Here is a 19,835-nt window from a genome sequence, read left to right on the forward strand (position 1 = left end):
TAGGTTGTGAAAGGGCTGAGTAAGATTTATTCGTCCACTTCCATCTCAGCGAGTAAGGCTTCAATGGTGCTTTCCAGATAAATAGCTTGTTCTTTTATGGTTGGGTGGCTGAAGACTACCGGTATGGGCACTTCCAATTCGAAAGTGTCCTGAATGCGGGCCGCTAACCGGATGGCCGTCAGGGAGTGTCCGCCCAGGTCCAGGAATTTTTCGGTAGCGCTGATTTGTTCCAAATTGAGCACGTCTCCCCAGATCTCGGCCAGCATTTCTTCAAATTCTCCCTCCGGGGCAACGTAGGTGGCGACGGCCACTTCACCGCGGATCTCTTCCGCGGCCAACAAGGCCTTACGGTCTACCTTCCCGTTGGGAGTCAGGGGCATGGAAGGGATGGCCACAAAATGGCTGGGCAGAGAATAATCCGGAAGCCGTTCGGCTAGGTACCGCCGCAGTTCATCGGCCGAGACGCCATCTTCCGCAGTGTAGTACGCGACGAGATGGCGGTTCTCCAGGTTCTCCTGGGCGTTCGAATAGCCAATCTCCCGCATCATGCGTTTGACTTCCCGCTCGTCAACCTCTTCGTTGATCTCTTCGAGGGCCGCATTCCGTTGCTTGTGGCCGACGCGGACGTCCCAGCTGTAGGGAAAGGCGTAGTTGTTGTACCCCTTCTCCTTTTTGTGGACGTAAATTCCTAACTGGTTGATCAAGCAGTTGGTAGAACGGCCGGTGTCCGTTGGCCGGTCCCAGGGCAGACGCTCGTCGAGGTCCCTGAGCATCTCGTCCAGCGTAACGTCGGTATAGCGGTAAAAATCGATGAACTGAACGCGGTCAAAAACGGCGGCGTCGTCAAACATGGATGTATCCAGTAGTTGCTTGACGGCGTCGTCCGCCTGGTGATAGACTTTGCGGGCTTCCAGAATGGCAGCGTCAATGTCTTTGCCGGAGTTACCATTCAAAAAGAGTTCCTCTGTCAACCGGGTCTCGAAGAACTGGCCGCGGGAAAGCCCCGTCACGATGTACGGGATGTTTTTTTCCAGCGCTAACTGAGTACTTAAAGTATAGATCGTTTTGAAGCAACCGTTGCAAACGTTACAGTGGCGGTGCAGGCTATCCGTGAAGATGGCGTTCATCGCCGGAGTGCTCCCGACGTGGCAATCCACACCGAGCGCAGCAGCTACCCGCCGCACGTTCGCCAGGGCCTGCTGGCTGATGTATCCGTTATCCAGCGTGAAGGCCAGCACCTTGAGGCCCATTTGTACGAGTTGCCCCAGGGCGTAAGTACTGTCCTTACCACCGCTCAGGAGCATGATACAGTCGTACTCCGCTGCGCCTGCACTGGGCTGGGGGGTAAACAATTGCCGAAGGTCCTCCTTGGTGCGGAAATAGTGCTGCACCTGTTTTTGGTAGTCCTCAAAACCCAGGCAGAGTTGACAAACTCCCGCTTCATCAAAGACGGCACTGGGGTAGTTGGCCGGTAGCCCGCATTTTGTACAGTAGTGGGCTTCCTTCCGCATCCCCGTCTGCCGGGCGTCTACCATTTCTACGGCGACGTTACTGACAGCGGGGTGAGTGGCCAGCGCGGCTTCTACTTCGTTAAGCTCGATCCGGAAACCCCGCCATTTTACCTGGCGGTCCGCCCGGCCGAGAAAGACCAGGTCACCATTGCGGTGGCGGCGGGCGACGTCTCCCGTTCGGTACAAACGCTCGCCCGGCACACCGGCATAGTGCACGAAGCGTTCGGCCGTTCGTTCGGCATCTCCGTAGTATGCTTTGGCTAAGCCACTTCCCCCCAGGTACAATTCACCACTTACGCCGGGAGGACTTGGGTGGCCGTATTCATCCAGGATAACGGCAAACGTGCCGGGAATGGCACGGCCGATCGGCACGGATGGCTGGGGCGGCGCTCCAATATCGAACTGATGGACGATGCAGCCCACGGTAGCTTCCGTCGGCCCGTATTCATTATAGATCTTCACGCCGGCCGGGAAGGTTTGGGCAGTTTCCACGGCCAGGCCCCAACGGAAGTTTTCGCCCCCAACAATCAGGGTGGAAACGAGTGCCTCGGGGTACTGCCGCCCACTCAGCAAGGCCAAGTGGCTCGGTGTTAGTTTGATGACGTCGCTCCGGTTATCGTCCAGCACCCTGAATAAGGCCAGATCCGGTTGCCCCGCGGGCGGCTCCTCGTAGATGAGGACGTGCCCCCCGCAAGTCAGCGGCGTAAACAGAGAGGTGACCGTCAGGTCAAAACCAATCATCGTAAACAGTGGGAAGGCCGGGGCCGGCACTGTAACGTAAGTCTCCCGGGCGTAGGCCACGTAATTCGCCAGCGCTCCGTGGCTGATCACCACTCCTTTTGGCGTTCCGGTGGAGCCGGAGGTGAACATGACGTAAGCCGGGTCAGTAGCTTTTACGGCGGGTAAATCAGTGGTCGGCCTGGTGGCACTCACTAGCCCCCAATCCGTGTCGAGTTGGAGAGTCGGGACACCAACTCCGGCTGTTACCTCCGTTAAGGATGCGACGGTCAGAACGAAGCGAGCTTCTCCCTGCTCCAATAGCGTAGTTCCTCTTTGCGCTGGCGTAGATGCCGGCACCGGGAGGTAAGCCAGACCAGCCTTCCAGCATCCGAACAAGGCGACGAACAACTCCGGCCCCCGCGGCAAATGAACGGCCACGTTTCCGCCGTTTACCCGCCCCCGTAGGAAATGGGCCAACTGCTCACTCTGCCGCTCCAAATCTCCGTAGGACAATTCCCCACCCGCAAAGTCCAGGGCCAGCGTCTCCGGATGGGATAGCGCACGGGACGAAAATAAATCCGGAACCAAACCCGGCGCCTCCGTGCGTATTGGTCCTGCTTCCATTGCGGAGCCGTCGGCTAGCGGTACTGCTGCGATCGTTCGGGAAGGATCCTCCAGAAAGGCATCCAGCAACGCCAGGATCTCCGTGGCTACGTGGTCACCACCATCGGGGAAAATGTCCGCATTCAGGTCCAGTTCTAACCGTAGTCCGTCTCCGTTCCCGAAGTCGTAGGCCTGGACGCGTACCTGGTGGGCGGCGTCCGCGTGGCCCGGGTGGATCCATTCCGTCCGGGCACTGATGTCTTCGGTAAAGTCCCCAAACTTGACGTGGATGTAATTCAGGATTACTCCCACCGAACGCAGCAAATCGGGGGTGACGAGACCGGGGCGGGCCTCCGCCAGGAAGGCGTTCGTCTGCGTCCGGACGGTCTCCAATAAGGAGAGAAAATTCCGCCCCGGTGTTACTTCCACGGTTAGGGGAAGCACTTCAATGAAGCAGCCGGGTGTATCCTGGCTCTTTCGGTTCGTCCGGTTATGGGCGGGTGTCCCGATGGTGAGGGTTTGCTCCTCGACCACCCGGCTCAGGTAGGCGAAAACCAGGGTAGCCAGTACGTTAAACAGGGTCAGGTCCCGTGTCCAGTGTTTGATGTTTGCTTGAGTGAGGAGGGCTTCCAGCTTTTGCTGGCGTTCCGCACCGAGTAACACAGTCGTGCGATTTGAGGCCGTTACTGTTTGTTGGGGCCTACGTCCGTACAGCGTTGGTTTACCAGGGTTAGGCTGCTCCGCCCAGTAACTGGATGGTTCTTGCTGAGCGCGTGTCCGTTCCCGTTCCAGGTAGCCTCCGTAGGAGGGGGGGCTGGTCTTATTTACTTGCCCACCTAACCCGGCACCTGCGGCAGCGCCCAGATAGAATTCGCGCAGCAGCCGGTACTGCACCGAAATACCCCAGGCGTCCGTAATGAGATGGTGCTGGTTCAGGAAGAAAATATGTTCCTCCTCACTCACCTTAATTACGGCAGCATCGTAAGCGTAGCGGTCCAGGGGGAAAACGGTTTGAGTACGGGCCCGGAGGTAGTCCTCAAGGTTCCCATCGATATCCTCAGCGCGCAAGATGGCTAACTGCCGGGGCGCAGTAGGTAAAACGCGTTGCTGAGGTCGTCCGTCTACGGTAGTGAAAACGGTACGCATGGCGTCACTAGCCGCGCAGAGTTGATTGAAGGCTCCGTTGAACCGCGCGACATCGAGCGGCCCACGCAGGTGAAAAGCGAAGGCCATATTGTACAGCGGTTGGCCCCAGGCCAATTGTTGGCCGGCCCAGAGGACTTGCTGCCCCTTCGTTAGCTCCTGGTACCCTGCTCCCTTCATCGTGCCGCGCTGCGCTGATTCTCGACGTAGCGGCTGATGGCGGCTACGGAAATAAAGTTATCGATGATCATATCACCGGGAGGTACCTTGAAACCGTAGGTTTTCTCAATAAAGTTGATGACGCGGAAGATGCCCATGGAACTGACGAGGCCACTCCCCAGAAGGTCGTCCTCAACGTCAAGGTCGTAACCGGGTTCTTCGCCCAGTACTTCGGTGATCAGGTATTGTAAAATGTCTTCTTGCATATCAGGAAGGCTGTAATGGGGAATAGCTGCTCTCAAGTTGCCGGCGATCGATCTTGCCCCCCGGGGTGCGGGGGAGCGCCCCATAGGGTAGGATCTCCTGGGGCACGGCAAAGGCCGGTAGCCGGGCAGAAAAGTAGGATAAGAGTTTGGGGGCGGGTTTTCGGTCCGATACGTGCACGGCTAAAATCAGCCTTTTCGTACCGCTAGTATCGGCCACCGCGAAGGTGGCGGATTCGACGACGGCGGGGTGGTTATTGGCTACCATTTCCACCTCGTCGAGTTCCACCCGGTAGCCCCGGATCTTCACTTGCCGGTCCCGCCGGCCCAGTAAGTGTAAGGTGCCGTCAGTATCGCGGCGGGCCAGGTCGCCCGTCCGGTAGTAGGTCTCAAAAAAGCCGGGGTAACGTTCAACTTTGAGGAAGGCACGCGCCGTCAGATCCGGCCGCTTCCAGTAGCCCGCCATGGTGGTTGCGGAGCGGACCAGAAGCTCGCCAGTTTCGCCCGGAGGAACTTCTTTGCCAGTTTCGTTTGTCAGGATCACGTGCGTGTTGGCCCAGGCCTTCCCAATGGGTACGGCACCGGTAAAACTTAACTCTCCGGTGATATCGTAGGTCGTGCAGACGTTCGTTTCGGCCGGGCCGTAATGGTTACTGAAGGTAGCGCGGGGCAGGAGGCCGATCAGTTGGCGCAAGTACTCCGGCGCCAGGGCTTCGCCGGCCCAAACCACGAGGCGGAGGGCGGTCAGGTCCAGGTCCGCCAGTGTGTTCGTCAGGAGCATTTGCTGAAGTGCGAGGGGTACGGAGTACCAGACGGAGACCTTTTCTGCAGCCATCATGGCAGCCATCGAGGCGGGTAGGCGCACGTGGGCGTCGGTGGCAAGGGCAATCGTCGCACCCGTTAGCGGCCCGCAGAAGTAAGCGAGCGTACACATGTCGAAGTGCAGCGCGCAGTGGTTACCGAGCACGTCGTTCTCCGTGATCTTGTAGTTATCCCGAATCAATTTCGCGTAGGCCAAACCACTCCGGTGCGTGTGCATGATGCCCTTAGGCGTGCCGGTAGAGCCAGAAGTAGTAAGAATATACGCCAGGTCGTCCGCCAGTATATTCGGAGTCTGAGGCGCTGACGCAGGTGCGAGGTTCAGGTCGTCCGGGCCGAGCGTAGGCACGGGGAGGTCCCCAGCAAACCCCAGGACCAACCGCAACGGGGAGGGCTCCGTAAACAGCTCCGGAAGGCGGCGGCGTTGTTGCCGATTGGTGATCAGCACGGCCACGTCGCACTCATTGAGCAAGGTGATCGTGCGGGCCGCCGGTGAAAAGGGATCAAGGGGTAAGTAGACCGCGCCGACGAGCAGTACGCCGTAAACGGCCGCTACGCTTTCCAGGCAGCGGGGCAGGTAGATCCCCACCCGGTCACCTTTCTTGACGCCCTTGGCTAAAAGCGTATTCGCCAGTCGATTGGCCGCCACCAGTAACTCCGCAAAAGTCTGGAATTGGCCACCACACTGTACCGCCACTTTACTGGGCAAGCGCCGGGCGGTCTCAACGAGGGATTGGTGGAGCAGGAAGGGCATCTAAAGTCCGGTCAGTTGTGCAATAATGTTCCGCTGGATGTCCGAAGTACCCGCGTAGATGATGCCGCCAATGGCGTCCCGAAGATCCCGTTCCACTTCTGTTTCCGCCAGATAACCGTTACCACCACGAATGCGGATGGCGTCGAGGCTCGAAGCGACGAAGCTTTCACTGAGGTAAAGCTTGAGCATGGAGGATTCTAGGAGAGCGGGTTCATCCGCCTGTTTTTTGTCGGCCAGGTTGTACAAGAGTAGGCGGGCGGTCTCGAGCCGTAGTTTCATGTCCGCAATCCGGTTGGATACGGACTGGAATTGCCCGATCGGCTGGCCGAATTGCTTCCGCTGCCGGGCGTAGGCAACGCTCTCCTCCAGCTGCCGGGCCATGGCACCGAGGTTAGAGGCCAGGATGCCGCAACGGTCGTACTCCAGGGAGTGATTGCCGATGCTGAAGCCGGCCCCCTCTGCCCCCAGACGGTTGGCGGTGGGGACGAAACAGTCCGTCAACTCAATCGAACCGAAGGGAACGCTGCGCAGGCCCATCTTGTGTTCATTGGGCCCCGCCTTGAAGCCAGGAAAGGTTTTTTCAACTAGGAAGGCCGTGATGCCCCATTTCCCCATTTTGGGGCGGGCGTTGGCGAAGATGAGCACCACATCCGCTTCGGGGCCGAGTGTGATGTAGCGTTTGGTACCGTTCAGTATGTATCCGCCCTCCGTAGGGGTGGCCGTCATCTGCATGGAATAAACGTCCGAGCCCGCTTCCGCTTCCGTAAGAGCGTGGGCACCGATCCATTCCCCGCTGCACATGGGGGGGAGGAAGCGTTCCTTCTGGGCTTCCGTCCCGAAGGTGTTAATGGGGAGCATGACCGTCCACAACTGGGCATTGAGGCCGAGGGCAAGTCCGTTATCCCGGGAGCCGTACCCGAATCCTTCCATAGCCCGGACGGCGCGGGGGATGTCCACACCTTCAACCTCGCCACCGTAGCGGGCGGGGGTAGACAAGCCGAGGAGGCCAAAATCGGCGCAGGCGCTCCATACTTCCCGAGAGAAACTGGATTCGGCGTCGCGTTGGCGGGCTCCAGTGCTGAGTTGCTCCAAGGCGAAGGCGGCCACTTTATTGCGGTAGCCCTCCGTAGAAGTGTGCGTGGAGGTAGACATAGAAGTAATAGTGGGCGCTTGTGCGTCCAGATTTGCTGGGGTCCGTTTCCATAAAGGCTCATCAAGGGTGCTTGGTACGTATACCTGAGCGTCCGTCCTCCTTTGCTTGGTTAGTAAAATACTAACTCCCGCATCAGCAACTTCGAGTAGTAAAATCTACAAGAAGCGCACGTTCGGTTAAGTCACTCGCCAAAAACGGCGTAGGAACTGTGACGGATTTTACCCTATCACCATTCATTGAAGATCGGAATGTGAAGTATTCGTGAGGCACTTCAGTCCGTATCATATTAAATAGTTAAGCGGGACGCACTTACGTTGCGTTCCTTCGAGCATATTTTAATCAAGTGTATTCAAATATAGGGTTCCGATAGTGGATTAATGTTGTGTTTTCTTTTATTCAAACTCATTATGCAAGCTATCATCCAAACTTTCCCAAATTCTGGTAAGGCTGGATTGTAGTTTTGTAAACCGTCCTTGAGTTTTGCTCGGTATCCATGAGCCGACGACAATATAATAGATATGGTCGTGCGTGAAAGGGCCAAGCCCGCAAGATTAAAATGCATAGCCCGATTCGTCCGGAGAACATTCACTTAGGCGAGGCATCCGAGCTAACACAATACACCCGCTATTGACTTACATCCAACGGTTAAAATGCATACTGACGACCGGGGAGCGCCGCCGTTTAGGCTGGTTAACGGTTGGGGTATTATTTATGGCCTTTTTCGAAGTAGTGGGCGTCGGCGCGATCCTTCCCTTCATGAAAATCGTGGCCACGCCGGAGAACACTGCCGGAAGCGTATGGGTGAAGGGTCTACAACACTTAACGGGTGCGTCCGACCACGGAGATCTCGTGGTCTGGTCCGCCATCCTCGTTTTTGGCTTATTGCTACTGGGCAACTTGTGCCGGGGCGTTGTGGGGTATTTACAACAGAAGATCGGGTGGTCCATCTCAGCGGCCCTGAGCAGCCGGTTACTGAAGGCTTACCTCTCCCGCGGGTATGATTTTTACCTGACCAAAAATTCCTCGGAACTCAAGGTGAGCTTACTCTCGGAGGTTAATAAGTTTACTACGGGGGTGCTGATTCCCCTACTTTCCCTCATTTCGAAGGGTACGCTGGTCGTAGTGATTGCGGCCTTGCTGTTTTACGTAGATCCACTCTTGTCGTTCGTTTCGGTCCTCGTTCTGGGCGGATTATTCTTACTCATCTACTGGTGGCGGCGAAGGGCACTCAGCAAACTGGGGGAGAAGCGGGTGGAATCCAATGTTCGGCGGTACGGATCCCTCATCGAGTTGTTTAGTGGCATCAAAACCTTCATGGTCTACGGTGTGGAAGGTTTCTTCTACCAGCGTTTCAGCCGGGCTGCCCACGACTTTTCGGAGGTACAACCCAGCATGTTCGTGATCTCCCAAACGCCGCGGCTAGGCATGGAGGTGCTACTCTTTGGTGGGCTATTAGGAATGACAACCTATTTATACTTCAGCCTGGGGGATATTTCGGAAGCCCTGCCCATCCTCTCGCTTTACGCGCTGGCCGGCGTAAAACTTCTCCCCTCCCTGCAGGCGGTCTACGTAGCTGCGACTTCGCTACGCCACCACGCCAATACGGTTGATGCGCTGTACGCAGATTTCCACCACCCACAGAACGGATCGGCGATCGTGGTAACGGAGGAGCTCGCCCCGCAGCGCTTACAATCCTCAATTGCGTTGGAGGGGCTCAGTTTTTCTTACGAGAATAGCGATTCTCCGGCGCTGCGGGACATCAACCTGAAAATTGAAAAGGGAACGACGGTAGCCTTCGTCGGTTCCACTGGCTCCGGGAAGTCGACCATGGCGGATATCCTCGTCGGGCTGCTCCGGCCGTCCGCGGGTTTTCTCTTACTGGACGGCGTGGCCTTAACACCGGAGGACACCCCCGCCTGGCAAAAGGGGATCGCTTACGTCCCCCAGGATGTAGTCCTTTTCGATGATACCGTACTCCATAACATCGCCATTGGCGAGGCTACGGATTCCATTGATCGGGAACGGGCTTACGCCGCCGCCCGGGTAGCCAATATTCATACTTTCATCACGGATGAGCTCGCGCAAGGTTACGCTACGAAGGTTGGCGAGCGGGGTGCCCGCATAAGCGGCGGGCAGAAGCAAAGGATCGGCCTCGCTCGCGCGCTGTATCGCCGACCGGAGGTACTCGTCCTGGACGAAGCGACCAGCGCCCTTGATAACGTGACCGAGCAAGCCGTGTTAACCTCCCTCGCCGGTAGTGACCGCCAACTGACAACGATCGTGATTGCCCACCGGCTGGCGACCATCCGCCACGCGGACTGTATTTATTTGCTGGACCACGGAGAGTTGGTCGGGCAGGGAACCTACCAGGAATTAGTCGACACCAACGCTGACTTCCGGGAGATGGCCCGCTTAAACTAACTGCCGGCTACGCAATTCCACCCTCCCACCCCGCAGAGAACTTTACACTACACAATGACTACACCACAACCATTCAAAACTTTGCTCAGACTGACCTTAATCGGCGTCATATGCCTGCTGGGTTTTCAAAAACTGGCGGCTCACAAGGCGGACGAGAGCTACGTTTTTCTTAAGATCTACAATGACCACATTGACGGTCATTACCAAATCACCGCCGGGGACCTCAACCTCGCCCTGGGCCTCAACTTGACGGATGATCTCGACGAGGCGCAAATTCAACCCTACCTGCCGCGCATCCACCAGTACCTAAAGGAAAATTGTTACTTCAAGTCTGCCGCCGGAGACCACCCTATGACCTTCACCACGGTATCCTTCATGCCGGTGAGTTACGGCACTTTCGTGAACCTGGATTTCAAACTGGCGAATACCGAAGTGATCCCCGATGAGTTGGAGGTGAAGTTTGACATCATTTACGATAAGAAACCCCGCCACCGGAATAAACTCATCCAGGCCTATAACTGGAAGGCGGGCATCACGAAAAATGAGGCCATGATCAGCCTCGCGTTCTCTCCCGGCAACGGGGTGCAGACGTTGGACCTCACCTCCCGCTCCGTCCTTAAGGGCTTTTGGGGGATGATCGTTAGCGGTATGTACCACATCTACATTGGGCTGGATCACATCCTGTTCCTACTGGCGCTGCTGCTGCCGGCCGTCGTCCGCCGTAAGAAGGGAGCTACGGGTATTTTGAATTCCTGGGAACCGGTGGAGGAGTTTCGCCCGGCCTTCATGTACGTACTGAAGATCGTGACCTTCTTCACCATCGCGCATACCATCACCTTGAGTTTAGCGGCCTTGGATGTGGTCAGCCTACCCAGCCGGATTGTGGAATCACTCATCGCGCTTTCCATTGCGTTGGCGGCCATCCATAACATCAAGCCCTTCCGGGAAAATGAGACGGTGGGCATCGCATTTGTTTTTGGCCTGTTTCACGGGTTTGGCTTCGCCAGTGTACTGGGGGAGGTGGGCCTGAGTGGTGAGTTCATGGTTCTTTCCCTCCTCGGGTTCAACATCGGAGTTGAACTGGCCCAGGTGATCATCATCTGCCTGGCCTTTCCTGCGCTGTTCTTTTTGAGGAAGAGCAAGTATTACAAGCCAGTCATCCTCATTGGTGGATCCATCTTCCTGATCGCCATCGCCTGTTACTGGTTCATCGAGCGCTTCTTTGAGGTGGACCTCGTTATTGGCGGCTATGTGGAGCGGGCCATTAAGAAAGTGAAAAGAATATTCAGCTAAGCCAATGAGTAAACCTTCCGCACTACAGCGCTGGCTAAAGCGTAAGCAGGCCCCGGAGAAACCGGAGCCCGGCCCGGTACGTAGCCAGGGGGTGGAAGAGAACGCCTCTTTCCCACTTACCGCTACTCAACACCGGCTGTGGGTGCTGAGTACACTTAATCCAGAGAGCTCTTTTTATCACTACGCCGAAACCTATGGGCTAACGGGGAACGTCGATCCGGTTAAACTGAGGGCAGCCTTTCGGGCGGTAGTGAGCCGGCACGCCATTCTCAGGGCGACCTTTCACGGTGGGGCCGATGGTCCGTACCAGAAAGTTGGGGCGGCGCCAGAGTTTGAATTTACGGAAGAAGACCTACGGGGCGTGAAGGCGGAATCGAGACCCGCTGCCCTGCAAGACCGCTGTCACAAAATCGCCAATCGCCCATTCGATCTAACGCAAGGCCCACTACTTCGCGTAGCCCTTTTGCGGATGGCCGACACGGAATGGACCCTGTTACTGGTTCTGCACCACATCGTATTTGACTTTTGGTCGTTGGCCATTCTGCGGCGGGAACTCACCCTGGCTTACCGGGGGGAAATTTTGCCACCACTCCAACTTCAATACCCGGAGCTGGGCCTCAATCGGAAGCCCACCAAGGAAAGTGATCTGGCCTGGTGGAAGGAGCAACTACGAGGTTTACCTCCGGCCCTGAACCTGCCTACCGACCGACCGAGACCGGCGTCCCCAAGCTACCGGGGCGCATACGCATACGGGACAATCCACGCAGCAGATGCAGCCGCTATTCGGCGGGCAGCCCGTGGCCAGGGGGTAACCTTATATACCTACTTACTGGCTGCTTACCAGGTGCTGCTCGCTCGATTCAGCGGTACCGAGGACTTCGCCATTGGAGCCCCGGTCACCACTCGGGATAGACAGGAACTCGAGGAGTTGATCGGTTTTTTCGATCAAACCTTGACCCTGCGGTCTTCCTTAACGGACGGAATTAGTTTTCGGCAATTAGTCGAGCGGGTGAAGGCATCTACGACGGAAGCTTTTCTCCGCAAATCCGTTCCTTTCGAGGAGGTGGTGCAGGCCATTAATCCACCACGGTTACCGGGGGCTAATCCTTTGTTCCAACACATGCTGGTGCTAAAGCAAGCTGCCCCGGACGAACACATCAACGCTGAACTGGAACTTCACGCCCGGCCCTTCGATGCGGGGATCGCAAGGTTTGACCAAACCCTATTCGTTGCTGATACGGGTCAAGAACTGGAGATACTACTGGAATACGCCACGGATCTGTTCGACGCCGACACCATCCAACGCTACGTAGCCCACTTCATCACCCTGCTGCAAGAAGTGACGTTGAAACCGGATGCCCCTCTGGAAACCATCCGTACTACCCCGGAGGCTGAATACCAGCAACTCACCGAAACCTGGAACGCTACCTGCGAGCCACTGCCGGCGGGAGCCACTATCACATCACTGATCGCTGAACACGTCGAATCCGCTCACACTGCCGTCAGCGCAGGAAACGGCCAGCTCACCTACCGCGAACTCAAAGTGGCGGCAGATCGATTGAGCCGGCAGCTTGACCAGTCGACTGATCGTGACGAGGAGATCATTGGCCTTTACCTTGGCCCGGTTACGGAAATGGCCGTGGCGCTCCTCGCTACCTTACAGTCCGGCTACGCCTACCTGCCACTGGACCCGAGCTACCCAGCGGACCGTATCAACTATTTGATCGAAGATTCTGGCGTCCGTACCATCCTGACGACCCCAGCCTTTGCCGCCGCACTCGAACTTCCCGCGGGTATTCGAGTGCTCCACGTCGGCGATAACGATGCTAAGGTTCAGGAATCGACCTCCAGTACTAGCCAAATTCCTACCCGTCGCGGAGCAGGCCAAGGCCCGCGCCCGGAAGACCTGGCCTACGTCATTTATACTTCCGGAAGTACCGGGAAGCCAAAAGGCGTCCCCGTCACCCACGCTAATCTCGTCCACTCGACTCTGGCGCGGCGGAGCGTTTATCCGAGCCAGCCCACGGCCTTCCTGTTGCTATCCTCCTTCAGCTTCGATAGCTCCGTTGCGGGCATCTTCTGGGCGTTGACGTCGGGGGCGAAACTTGTCCTGGCGCCACGCCGGATCGAGCAAGACCTCGATGCGCTGGCGAGCCTCATCGCTAATGAGGCCGTTAGCCACACGCTGATGTTGCCTACGCTTTACGAGACCGTTTTGCGCTTTTCTGATGCGGAGGAATTAGGAAGCTTACGAACCGTAATTGTGGCCGGTGAGGCCTGTACGGCTAAGTTGGTCAAGCATCACTTCGCCACGCTACCCTCGGCGGAGCTATTTAATGAATATGGGCCCACCGAAGCTACGGTATGGTGTACGGCGCACCAGATTCTACCCGAAGATGCGACCGGAGCCATCCCCATCGGCCGGCCGATCCCTAATGCTACGGCTTACGTCATGGCTAAGGGTGGCCGGGCGCTCGCTCCACTCGGCGTTCCCGGAGAATTATACATTGGTGGTGCCGGAGTGACCGCCGGATACCGGGGCCGGCCGGAACTGACGGCAGAGAAATTTGTCGCCAGTCCATTCGGCAAAGAGGAGCGGCTCTACCGAACGGGAGATCTGGCCCGGCATGGAAAAGATGGCCAGCTCTACTTTCTCGGACGGGTGGACCGGCAGATCAAACTGCGCGGCTACCGGATCGAACTGGGGGAAGTTCGGGAAGCCCTCCTTTTTCTCCCGGGCGTAACGGAAGCGGCGGTACGCGTAGATCAGGAGCGGCAAAGATTGCTCGGCTACGTCGCGGGCGTTCCGGTTACGGCGCTCCCCAATTTGCGGCGGTCGTTACTGGAACGGATGCCCAAACACCTCGTCCCGGCGGCCCTCCACGCCGTGGATGTCTTCCCACAGTTAGTCAACGGAAAGATTGATGTGGCCAGTCTACCCTTAACGTTGTCCGGGCAAAATCGAATTGAAAGTGATACGGACCAAACGGAACTTTCCCCCGCGGCAGCCACCCTTCTGGAGATTTGGCGCACTGCGCTGAAGGACCCAAGCATTGGCGCCAATGATAACTTCTTTGAAGTCGGGGGAGACTCTATCCTCAGTATTCAAATTGTGGCCCGGGCCCGGGCAGCAGGTCTTAACCTCAGTCCCCGCTCGGTTTTCGAGCACCAGACGGTCGCTGAAATGGCCCGTAATGTTGGTGGCGCCTCTTTGGCAGCCTCACCTCAGGAATTTTCCGGGCCCTTCCCCCTGCATCCCATTCAATCCTGGTTTTTTACGGAACACCGCGCTGCGCCGCATCACTGGAACCAGGGGGTAGCCGTGCGGGTGCCGGGGCAACTTACTTCGGAGCAAGTCACTGAAGCCCTGCACTACCTGGTTGGGGTGCACCACGGCTTGCGACAGCAGTTCCACCAGAGCGGCGCAGGAGAATGGGAAGCGAGGATCGTTGACAACGCTGATGCGCCGGTTTACCTTATCCCGGAAGGCATTAATTCGGAGGAGGCCATTCAGGACTACCTGCAGCGTGAGCAATCCACCTACCCACTGGAGAATACTCCATTATTTCGTGGCCATTATTCCCCCGCGGCGAGTACCCTTTACTTATTAGCCCATCACCTCGTGGTGGACGTCGTTACCTGGCGTATCCTTTTGGAGGATCTGGGCCAACTTTGGCAGCAGCTCAATACCGGTTCTCCCCTTCACCTGGCACCCGCGACAGCGCCCTATGGCCGTTACGCACGGCAGTTGGCGGAACGCACGGAGCAAGGTGTTTTTTCGAAAGAGATCTCCTTCTGGAAAGACCAACAGTTTGTACCCCTCCCGGGGCTGACTCCTGATCAAAACCTATCTACCGAGGCGACTACGTCAACGCTGGAATTGCAACTCACCGCCGCCGAGACGGAGCCGTATTTGCGCGCGGCAAACGAAGCGTACCGGACCACGACGGAAGAACTGATCCTGGCGGCACTGGTAATGGCAATTGGTGCGCCGCAGCTTCACCTCGGGCTGGAGCACAATGGGCGGAGTGATGAAGATGCTGACCTCACGCGGTCCGCAGGCTGGTTTACGGCTGCTTATCCGCTGACGCTTGCTGGTGGTGATGAACCGGGGGCCATCATCGTTGCGACGAAGGAAAAATTACGGTCAGTACCCGGTAATGGCGTGGGGTACGGAGCGCTTAAGTACGGTGCGAAGGTAGATTTTGGCCCGCAGCCGCAGCTACTTTTCAATTACCTGGGCCGCATTGATTCCGAAGATCCCAAAGGAGCGGGCTATTCCTTCCTGAACGAGGACCTCCGGGCACCCGCCAGTGAACGAAATCGGCTGTGGGAAATTAACGTAGGTATCTTCAACGATGAGCTGCGGCTTTCGTGGGCCTTCGATACTTCTACGTTTACTACCGAGCAGATGCAAGTGCGTTTGGCAAGCATGCGGGAAGCTTTATTCGCCGTCAGCCACCATTGCCTCACCGTAGATGAAGCTACTTTCAGCCCCTCCGATTTTCCGGAAGCGGACCTTAGTCAGAACGATTTAGACGCTTTATTCGATCAACTATGAGCACCAGCGCCAAGGCAAAAGTGGAGGCCATCCTCCCGCTCAGTTACCTGCAGAAAGCCCTGCTGTTCCACCATTTAGCGGAGGAGCGCGACCAGGGCCTGACGCAGGTGCACGCTTACTGCTCCGGGCCGCTGCAGAATGCCACTTTTACCGCCGCGTGGGAAAAAGTAGTTGCGCGCCACCCCGCCATGCGGACTTCCGTACACTGGGAAAAGGTAGCTAAACCCGTTGCGGCCGTCCGGCCCACCGCCCCCTTTTCGATCACTTACGAAACGGTGGATCGAAAGGAGGAGTTGGAGCCCGCCGTTGTTGATTACCTCGAGGGTGATCAGCGAATGGGGCTGGACCTGACCAAAGCTTCGGTGAACCGATTACACGTTTTTTCTGCGGGTACCCATCACCACGCTTTCGTCTGGACGAGCCATCACATTTTGCTGGATGGTTGGTCCGCCGGCGTGGTCTTGCGGGATGTATTTGCGTGTTACGATGCTGCTACGCGCGGAGCCCTTCCTGAATTGGCCCAGTTGCCCGGCCCCAAATCTTACCAACATTGGTTGGCGGGGCGGGACCGTAGCGCGGCGGCAGACTATTGGTCCGGCCAGTTAGCTGGGTTCACCGAAGCGCACGCTTTCAATGCGGGCGCTGCCGCGGGTGCGGAGCGAAAGGTGTTAGAGCACCGATTTACAGCGGACGTAGCGGAACACCTCAAAGGGCAACTACGCCAAAAAAGACTGACCCTGAATGGAGCGGTAAGGGGGCTTTGGGCCATTTGCCTCGCTGCCTACTTCAAACGGGAAGACGTGCTTTACGGGACGACCGTCTCCGGGCGGACGGCCGACATCCCCGGCCACGACGCCGTTGCGGGGCTATTTACGAATGCCCTACCCGTACGCATCAAAATCACCCCCGAACAAAGGCTGAATGATTGGCTAACGGAACTCCAGCGCACGCAATTAGCCGGTAACGAACACCAGTACGCTTCCCTGGAGGAGATCGCGGATTGGTCCGGCACCTCAATGGGCACCCTGCAGTATGACCATTTGGTGTTGGTGCAGAATTACCCCTGGTCCGAACTGAGTGGCGGTGGCCTGAAGGTAGATCGCTTCGTAGGTGCTACCACGAGTTCTCACCCCCTGACGGTCATGGTAGACCCGTCGGACGGCTTGCGGGTCATCTTTCACTACGATCCCGCAGTGATACCCGAAACTTTACTGTCCTGGTTGGAAGACGCCTTCTGTGGTTTGCTGGAAGGTTTCGGGGAGTTAGGGCGATACTTGATGGGCGATCTCCTGGAATTGCTGCCGCCCGCTCCCGCAGCCTTAGATTCGGTAAGCTTAGGGGGTGCCCGGGATCTTGATTCCTACAGCCTACCGACTTCCGCGGTAGAGTTTGAACTCGTCCGGATCTGGGAAGAATTGCTGAAACTTTCTCCCATCGGCGTGGAAGATGATTTTTTCATGGCGGGGGGCACGTCCCTGTTAGCGCTACGCCTTTTCCACCGGGTGGAGGAAAGCTTCGGAAAGAAATTTTCGATCATCAGCATCGTGCGCCACCGGACGATCCGGCAACTGGCCCAACTGATCCAGGACGGTGAGACGGATGACGGGTGGAATACAATCGTCCCCCTAAAGGCAACGGGTACTAAGCCCGCCATCTGGTGTTTTCACGCCGGCCAGGGCCACGTGCTCTTCTACCACCCCATGGTAAAGCATTTGGACGCGGACCGACCGGTTTATGCGATCCAACCTAACGGCCTGAACGGGGTGGACGAAGTACACGGTAGCATCGCCGAGATGGCGAGCCACTATTTGGAGGAGATGCGGAAAATCCAACCCGCGGGACCTTACTTGCTCCTCGCTTACTGCTACAGTACGGCCATCTGTGTGGAGATTCACCACCAACTCGTTGCTGCCGGTGAAGCACCACCCATATTGCTCATTGTGGATAGTGCTCCGAAAGCAAAGGAACTGGACAAGTTGATGGTCCACCGGCAGAACCGCCACGACGCCCGCTGGGTAATGGGCCGGCTTTACCGGGGGGAGTTCAAAAAACTGGGCCGGAGCCTGCTGACGGATTACGCTCCGGAAAGGCTACTCAACGAGGAGCTAAAAGATGAACGGGTATCCAACGCCGCCAAGAACCGCTTTCTGCCCAGTTACGAGGCCTATATCTGGCGACCCATCAATACCGAAGTGGCCCTCTTCCGCAGTGAAGACTACCGCGCGGGTGATCACAAGGACTGGCACCTGGACTCCTGGAATATCCTTAGCGATAACCAGCTCCGCACCTTCGCCGTAGCCGGTGAGCACAAACATCTGTTCGAAGAACCGCTGGTTGCGGATTTGGCTGGTGCAATCGAGGCCTACCTGGCCACCAGAGATTAATGGCGAAGATTTTTTGCATCGTCGACGGCCATACGGGCCTGCTGAACGTAAGCTTGGAATTAAGCCGCCGGCTGCGAGATGCCGGCCACGAAATTTCTCTCGGTGCCCTAACCGAAAGCCGAAATAAGGTGGAGTCAGCTGATTTTTCCTGGCTGGAACTTCAGCCACGATACCTCAGCCCAGGGGTAGCGAAAGGCTTTGGCGGGGCTCCACTAAATAAACTAGCCGCGGCGGTAAGGAATCGGGTGGGTTACAAGCGCAAAAGGGAACGAGCGCTGGCGGAACTCGCCCTGCCAGCATTTACCTACTTACTCCAAACGGACCGGCCGGACCTGGTTATTATTGGTATGGAGTGCCGGGAGTACATTATTGCCACCTACGGGGAAGGGGTGCCTATTTTACTGTTGAGCCCCTGGTTTAACGGAGCCTACCTACCCGATCTACCTCCGCTGAATACTTTGTTGGCACCGAATGGATCTACTGGCTACCAGGACGCGATCAACCTGGCCTGGAACCAACGGCTGGCAAAACTGAGTCAGCAACGGCAACGTCGCTTCAGATGGTCCGCCGGTTTAGATCGTGAATCCCTTCTCCTGGAATTGGCCAACCGCCGTGGTATCCCCGCGAGTGCCATCGACCGCCTGGGCTGGCCGGCCCCCTTTACCATTAAGGGCTTGCCCGTGGCTCACACCACCCTGGACGCGTTGGAACTGCCCCACGAACAGCCCGAGTTTCACCATTACTTAGGGCCAATGGTGCCCTCGTCCCCTCCGCCAAATGAGAAGGGTAGCGAAGTTGACGAGCGATTGGAGGAAATGCTTAAACGCCGAGCGCAGCAGCAGAGAAAGCTGATCTATTGTTCCGTCTCCACGATGGCGGAGGGTATTGATGACTTTCTCGAGCGGGTAGTACAAGCCTGCGCGGGGCGGAAGGATTGGTTACTCATCGTCGCCCTCGGCGGCAACGGCGGGCGATTGGACCACATCGAGCTGCCCGACAACGCTTATGTATTTGAGTGGGTGCCTCAATTAAAGGTATTGGCCGAAGCTGACTGCAGTATTAACCACGCGGGCATCAACACCATTAATGAATGTATTGTCAACGAAGTACCGATGGTCATTTACTCGGGTGGGCGGTTCGATCAGGACGGGTGCGCTGCGCGGATAGCCTACCATCAGTTGGGGGTCGTCGGAGACCGGGCGGAAGATGACTCGGTCGCGATCCGTAGCAACATTGAACGGGTGCTCACGGAGCCGGTGTTCCGGGCGAAGATCAGTGAAGTGAATAGGTACGCTCAAAGTGAGGAGGTACGGGGTAGGTTGCTAGCGCTCGTCGAACGGGTCATGGCTGAAGGTAATCCAGTACTGTAATGACTGAGGTACGCTACGTACATAACCGGGAAGAATTATCCTCCACCGCCTTTCGTAAGCTGGAAGCCCTGTTGCCGCCCATCTTCCACGGTTCATTTGCGCGGTATCGCCGCTGGCAGGACCGGCAGGCTGGCCTATTCGGAAAATTATTAGTGCGGCAACTGCTGAAGGAAGTCCTCGGGCAGCCGGAATTACTGGCGACGATGACCGTTGATGATCACGCCCGGCCATCACTGGCTTTTGGGGGTGATTTTAATATCTCGCACACCAATGGGCTCATCGTTGCCGCCCTGAGTACTACTCAACGAATTGGTATCGACGTGGAGCGCCATCAGGAAGTTGATCCGGCAGAATTCGACCGAGTTTTTACCGTTCACGAACAGCAGCGGATCCGCAGAAGTAAGCACCCACAGGCTACTTTCTACCAGACCTGGACGAGAAAGGAAGCCGCCATGAAAGCGGACGGCCGTGGCTTCTACCTCAACGCTGCGGATTACGAAACGGGAGAGGCCACTATCGCTATTGATGGAAACGACTGGGTATTAAGGGAGCTCCCCTTGCCGCGGGGGTATACCGGTCACCTTAGCGCACTTAACGTGACGGAGGTGAGGATAGAGGAGGTGAGTTTGCTTGAATTCTTGGCTTGGGGAACTGATTAGCCAAAGTGAAGAGGGCAGGGAT

General features: G+C 57.1%; 10 protein-coding genes. 6 read left to right on the top strand and 4 right to left on the bottom strand.

All coding sequences use genetic code 11. The features are described 5' to 3' along the window. Positions 1–26: 26 nt before the first annotated feature. From A3850_RS05765 to A3850_RS05780, 4 genes are read right to left on the bottom strand one after another with little or no spacing between them, the layout of a single operon-like run. On the bottom strand, positions 27–4,157 hold the full coding sequence (locus tag A3850_RS05765; RefSeq protein WP_068214931.1) for a non-ribosomal peptide synthetase: 4,131 nt from the start codon (positions 4,155–4,157) through the stop codon (positions 27–29). Beyond that, a complete protein-coding gene (locus A3850_RS05770) occupies positions 4,154–4,402 on the bottom strand; it encodes an acyl carrier protein (RefSeq protein ID WP_068214932.1) in 249 nt (82 codons plus the stop codon). The genes A3850_RS05765 and A3850_RS05770 overlap by 4 nt, the downstream gene beginning before the upstream one ends. 1 nt (position 4,403) lies before the next feature. Further along, positions 4,404–5,972 (bottom strand): amino acid adenylation domain-containing protein, encoded by a 1,569-nt coding sequence (locus A3850_RS05775; RefSeq protein WP_068214933.1) that lies wholly within the window; start codon positions 5,970–5,972, stop codon positions 4,404–4,406. After that, positions 5,973–7,124, bottom strand: a complete 1,152-nt coding sequence (locus A3850_RS05780; RefSeq protein WP_068214934.1) for an acyl-CoA dehydrogenase family protein — start codon at positions 7,122–7,124, stop codon at positions 5,973–5,975. It abuts the gene before it with no gap. Between the two features lie 628 nt (positions 7,125–7,752). Between A3850_RS05780 and A3850_RS05785 the strand changes: the two genes are divergently transcribed. The 6 genes from A3850_RS05785 (at position 7,753) to A3850_RS05810 (ending at position 19,813) form a co-directional block, all read left to right on the top strand. Continuing rightward, entirely contained in the window at positions 7,753–9,546 is a 1,794-nt protein-coding gene (locus A3850_RS05785; protein ID WP_157500927.1) for an ABC transporter ATP-binding protein, read from the top strand. An 81-nt stretch (positions 9,547–9,627) separates the two neighbouring features. Further along, a complete protein-coding gene (locus A3850_RS05790; RefSeq protein ID WP_197493994.1) occupies positions 9,628–10,839 on the top strand; it encodes a HupE/UreJ family protein in 1,212 nt (403 codons plus the stop codon). A 4-nt stretch (positions 10,840–10,843) separates the two neighbouring features. Next, a complete protein-coding gene (locus A3850_RS05795) occupies positions 10,844–15,400 on the top strand; it encodes a non-ribosomal peptide synthetase (protein ID WP_068214937.1) in 4,557 nt (1,518 codons plus the stop codon). Next, positions 15,397–17,784, top strand: coding sequence for a condensation domain-containing protein (locus A3850_RS05800; protein WP_068214938.1), 2,388 nt, complete (start codon positions 15,397–15,399; stop codon positions 17,782–17,784). Before A3850_RS05795 ends, A3850_RS05800 begins: the two co-directional genes overlap by 4 nt. Then, positions 17,784–19,154, top strand: a complete 1,371-nt coding sequence (locus A3850_RS05805; RefSeq protein ID WP_068214939.1) for a nucleotide disphospho-sugar-binding domain-containing protein — start codon at positions 17,784–17,786, stop codon at positions 19,152–19,154. The genes A3850_RS05800 and A3850_RS05805 overlap by 1 nt, the downstream gene beginning before the upstream one ends. Beyond that, positions 19,154–19,813: a 4'-phosphopantetheinyl transferase superfamily protein gene (locus A3850_RS05810; protein WP_068214940.1), complete on the top strand. Its 660-nt coding sequence runs from the start codon at positions 19,154–19,156 to the stop codon at positions 19,811–19,813. Before A3850_RS05805 ends, A3850_RS05810 begins: the two co-directional genes overlap by 1 nt. The last annotated feature ends 22 nt before the right edge of the window (positions 19,814–19,835 follow it).

The organism is Lewinella sp. 4G2 (assembly GCF_001625015.1).
GTDB lineage: Bacteria > Bacteroidota > Bacteroidia > Chitinophagales > Saprospiraceae > Neolewinella.

Coding starts and splice junctions, on each gene's coding strand:
- A3850_RS05765 (WP_068214931.1), bottom strand. CDS start 4,157: ATGAAGGGAGCAGGGTACCAGGAGCTAACGAAGGGGCAGCAAGTCCTC.
- A3850_RS05770 (WP_068214932.1), bottom strand. CDS start 4,402: ATGCAAGAAGACATTTTACAATACCTGATCACCGAAGTACTGGGCGAA.
- A3850_RS05775 (WP_068214933.1), bottom strand. CDS start 5,972: ATGCCCTTCCTGCTCCACCAATCCCTCGTTGAGACCGCCCGGCGCTTG.
- A3850_RS05780 (WP_068214934.1), bottom strand. CDS start 7,124: ATGTCTACCTCCACGCACACTTCTACGGAGGGCTACCGCAATAAAGTG.
- A3850_RS05795 (WP_068214937.1), top strand. CDS start 10,844: ATGAGTAAACCTTCCGCACTACAGCGCTGGCTAAAGCGTAAGCAGGCC.
- A3850_RS05800 (WP_068214938.1), top strand. CDS start 15,397: ATGAGCACCAGCGCCAAGGCAAAAGTGGAGGCCATCCTCCCGCTCAGT.
- A3850_RS05805 (WP_068214939.1), top strand. CDS start 17,784: ATGGCGAAGATTTTTTGCATCGTCGACGGCCATACGGGCCTGCTGAAC.
- A3850_RS05810 (WP_068214940.1), top strand. CDS start 19,154: ATGACTGAGGTACGCTACGTACATAACCGGGAAGAATTATCCTCCACC.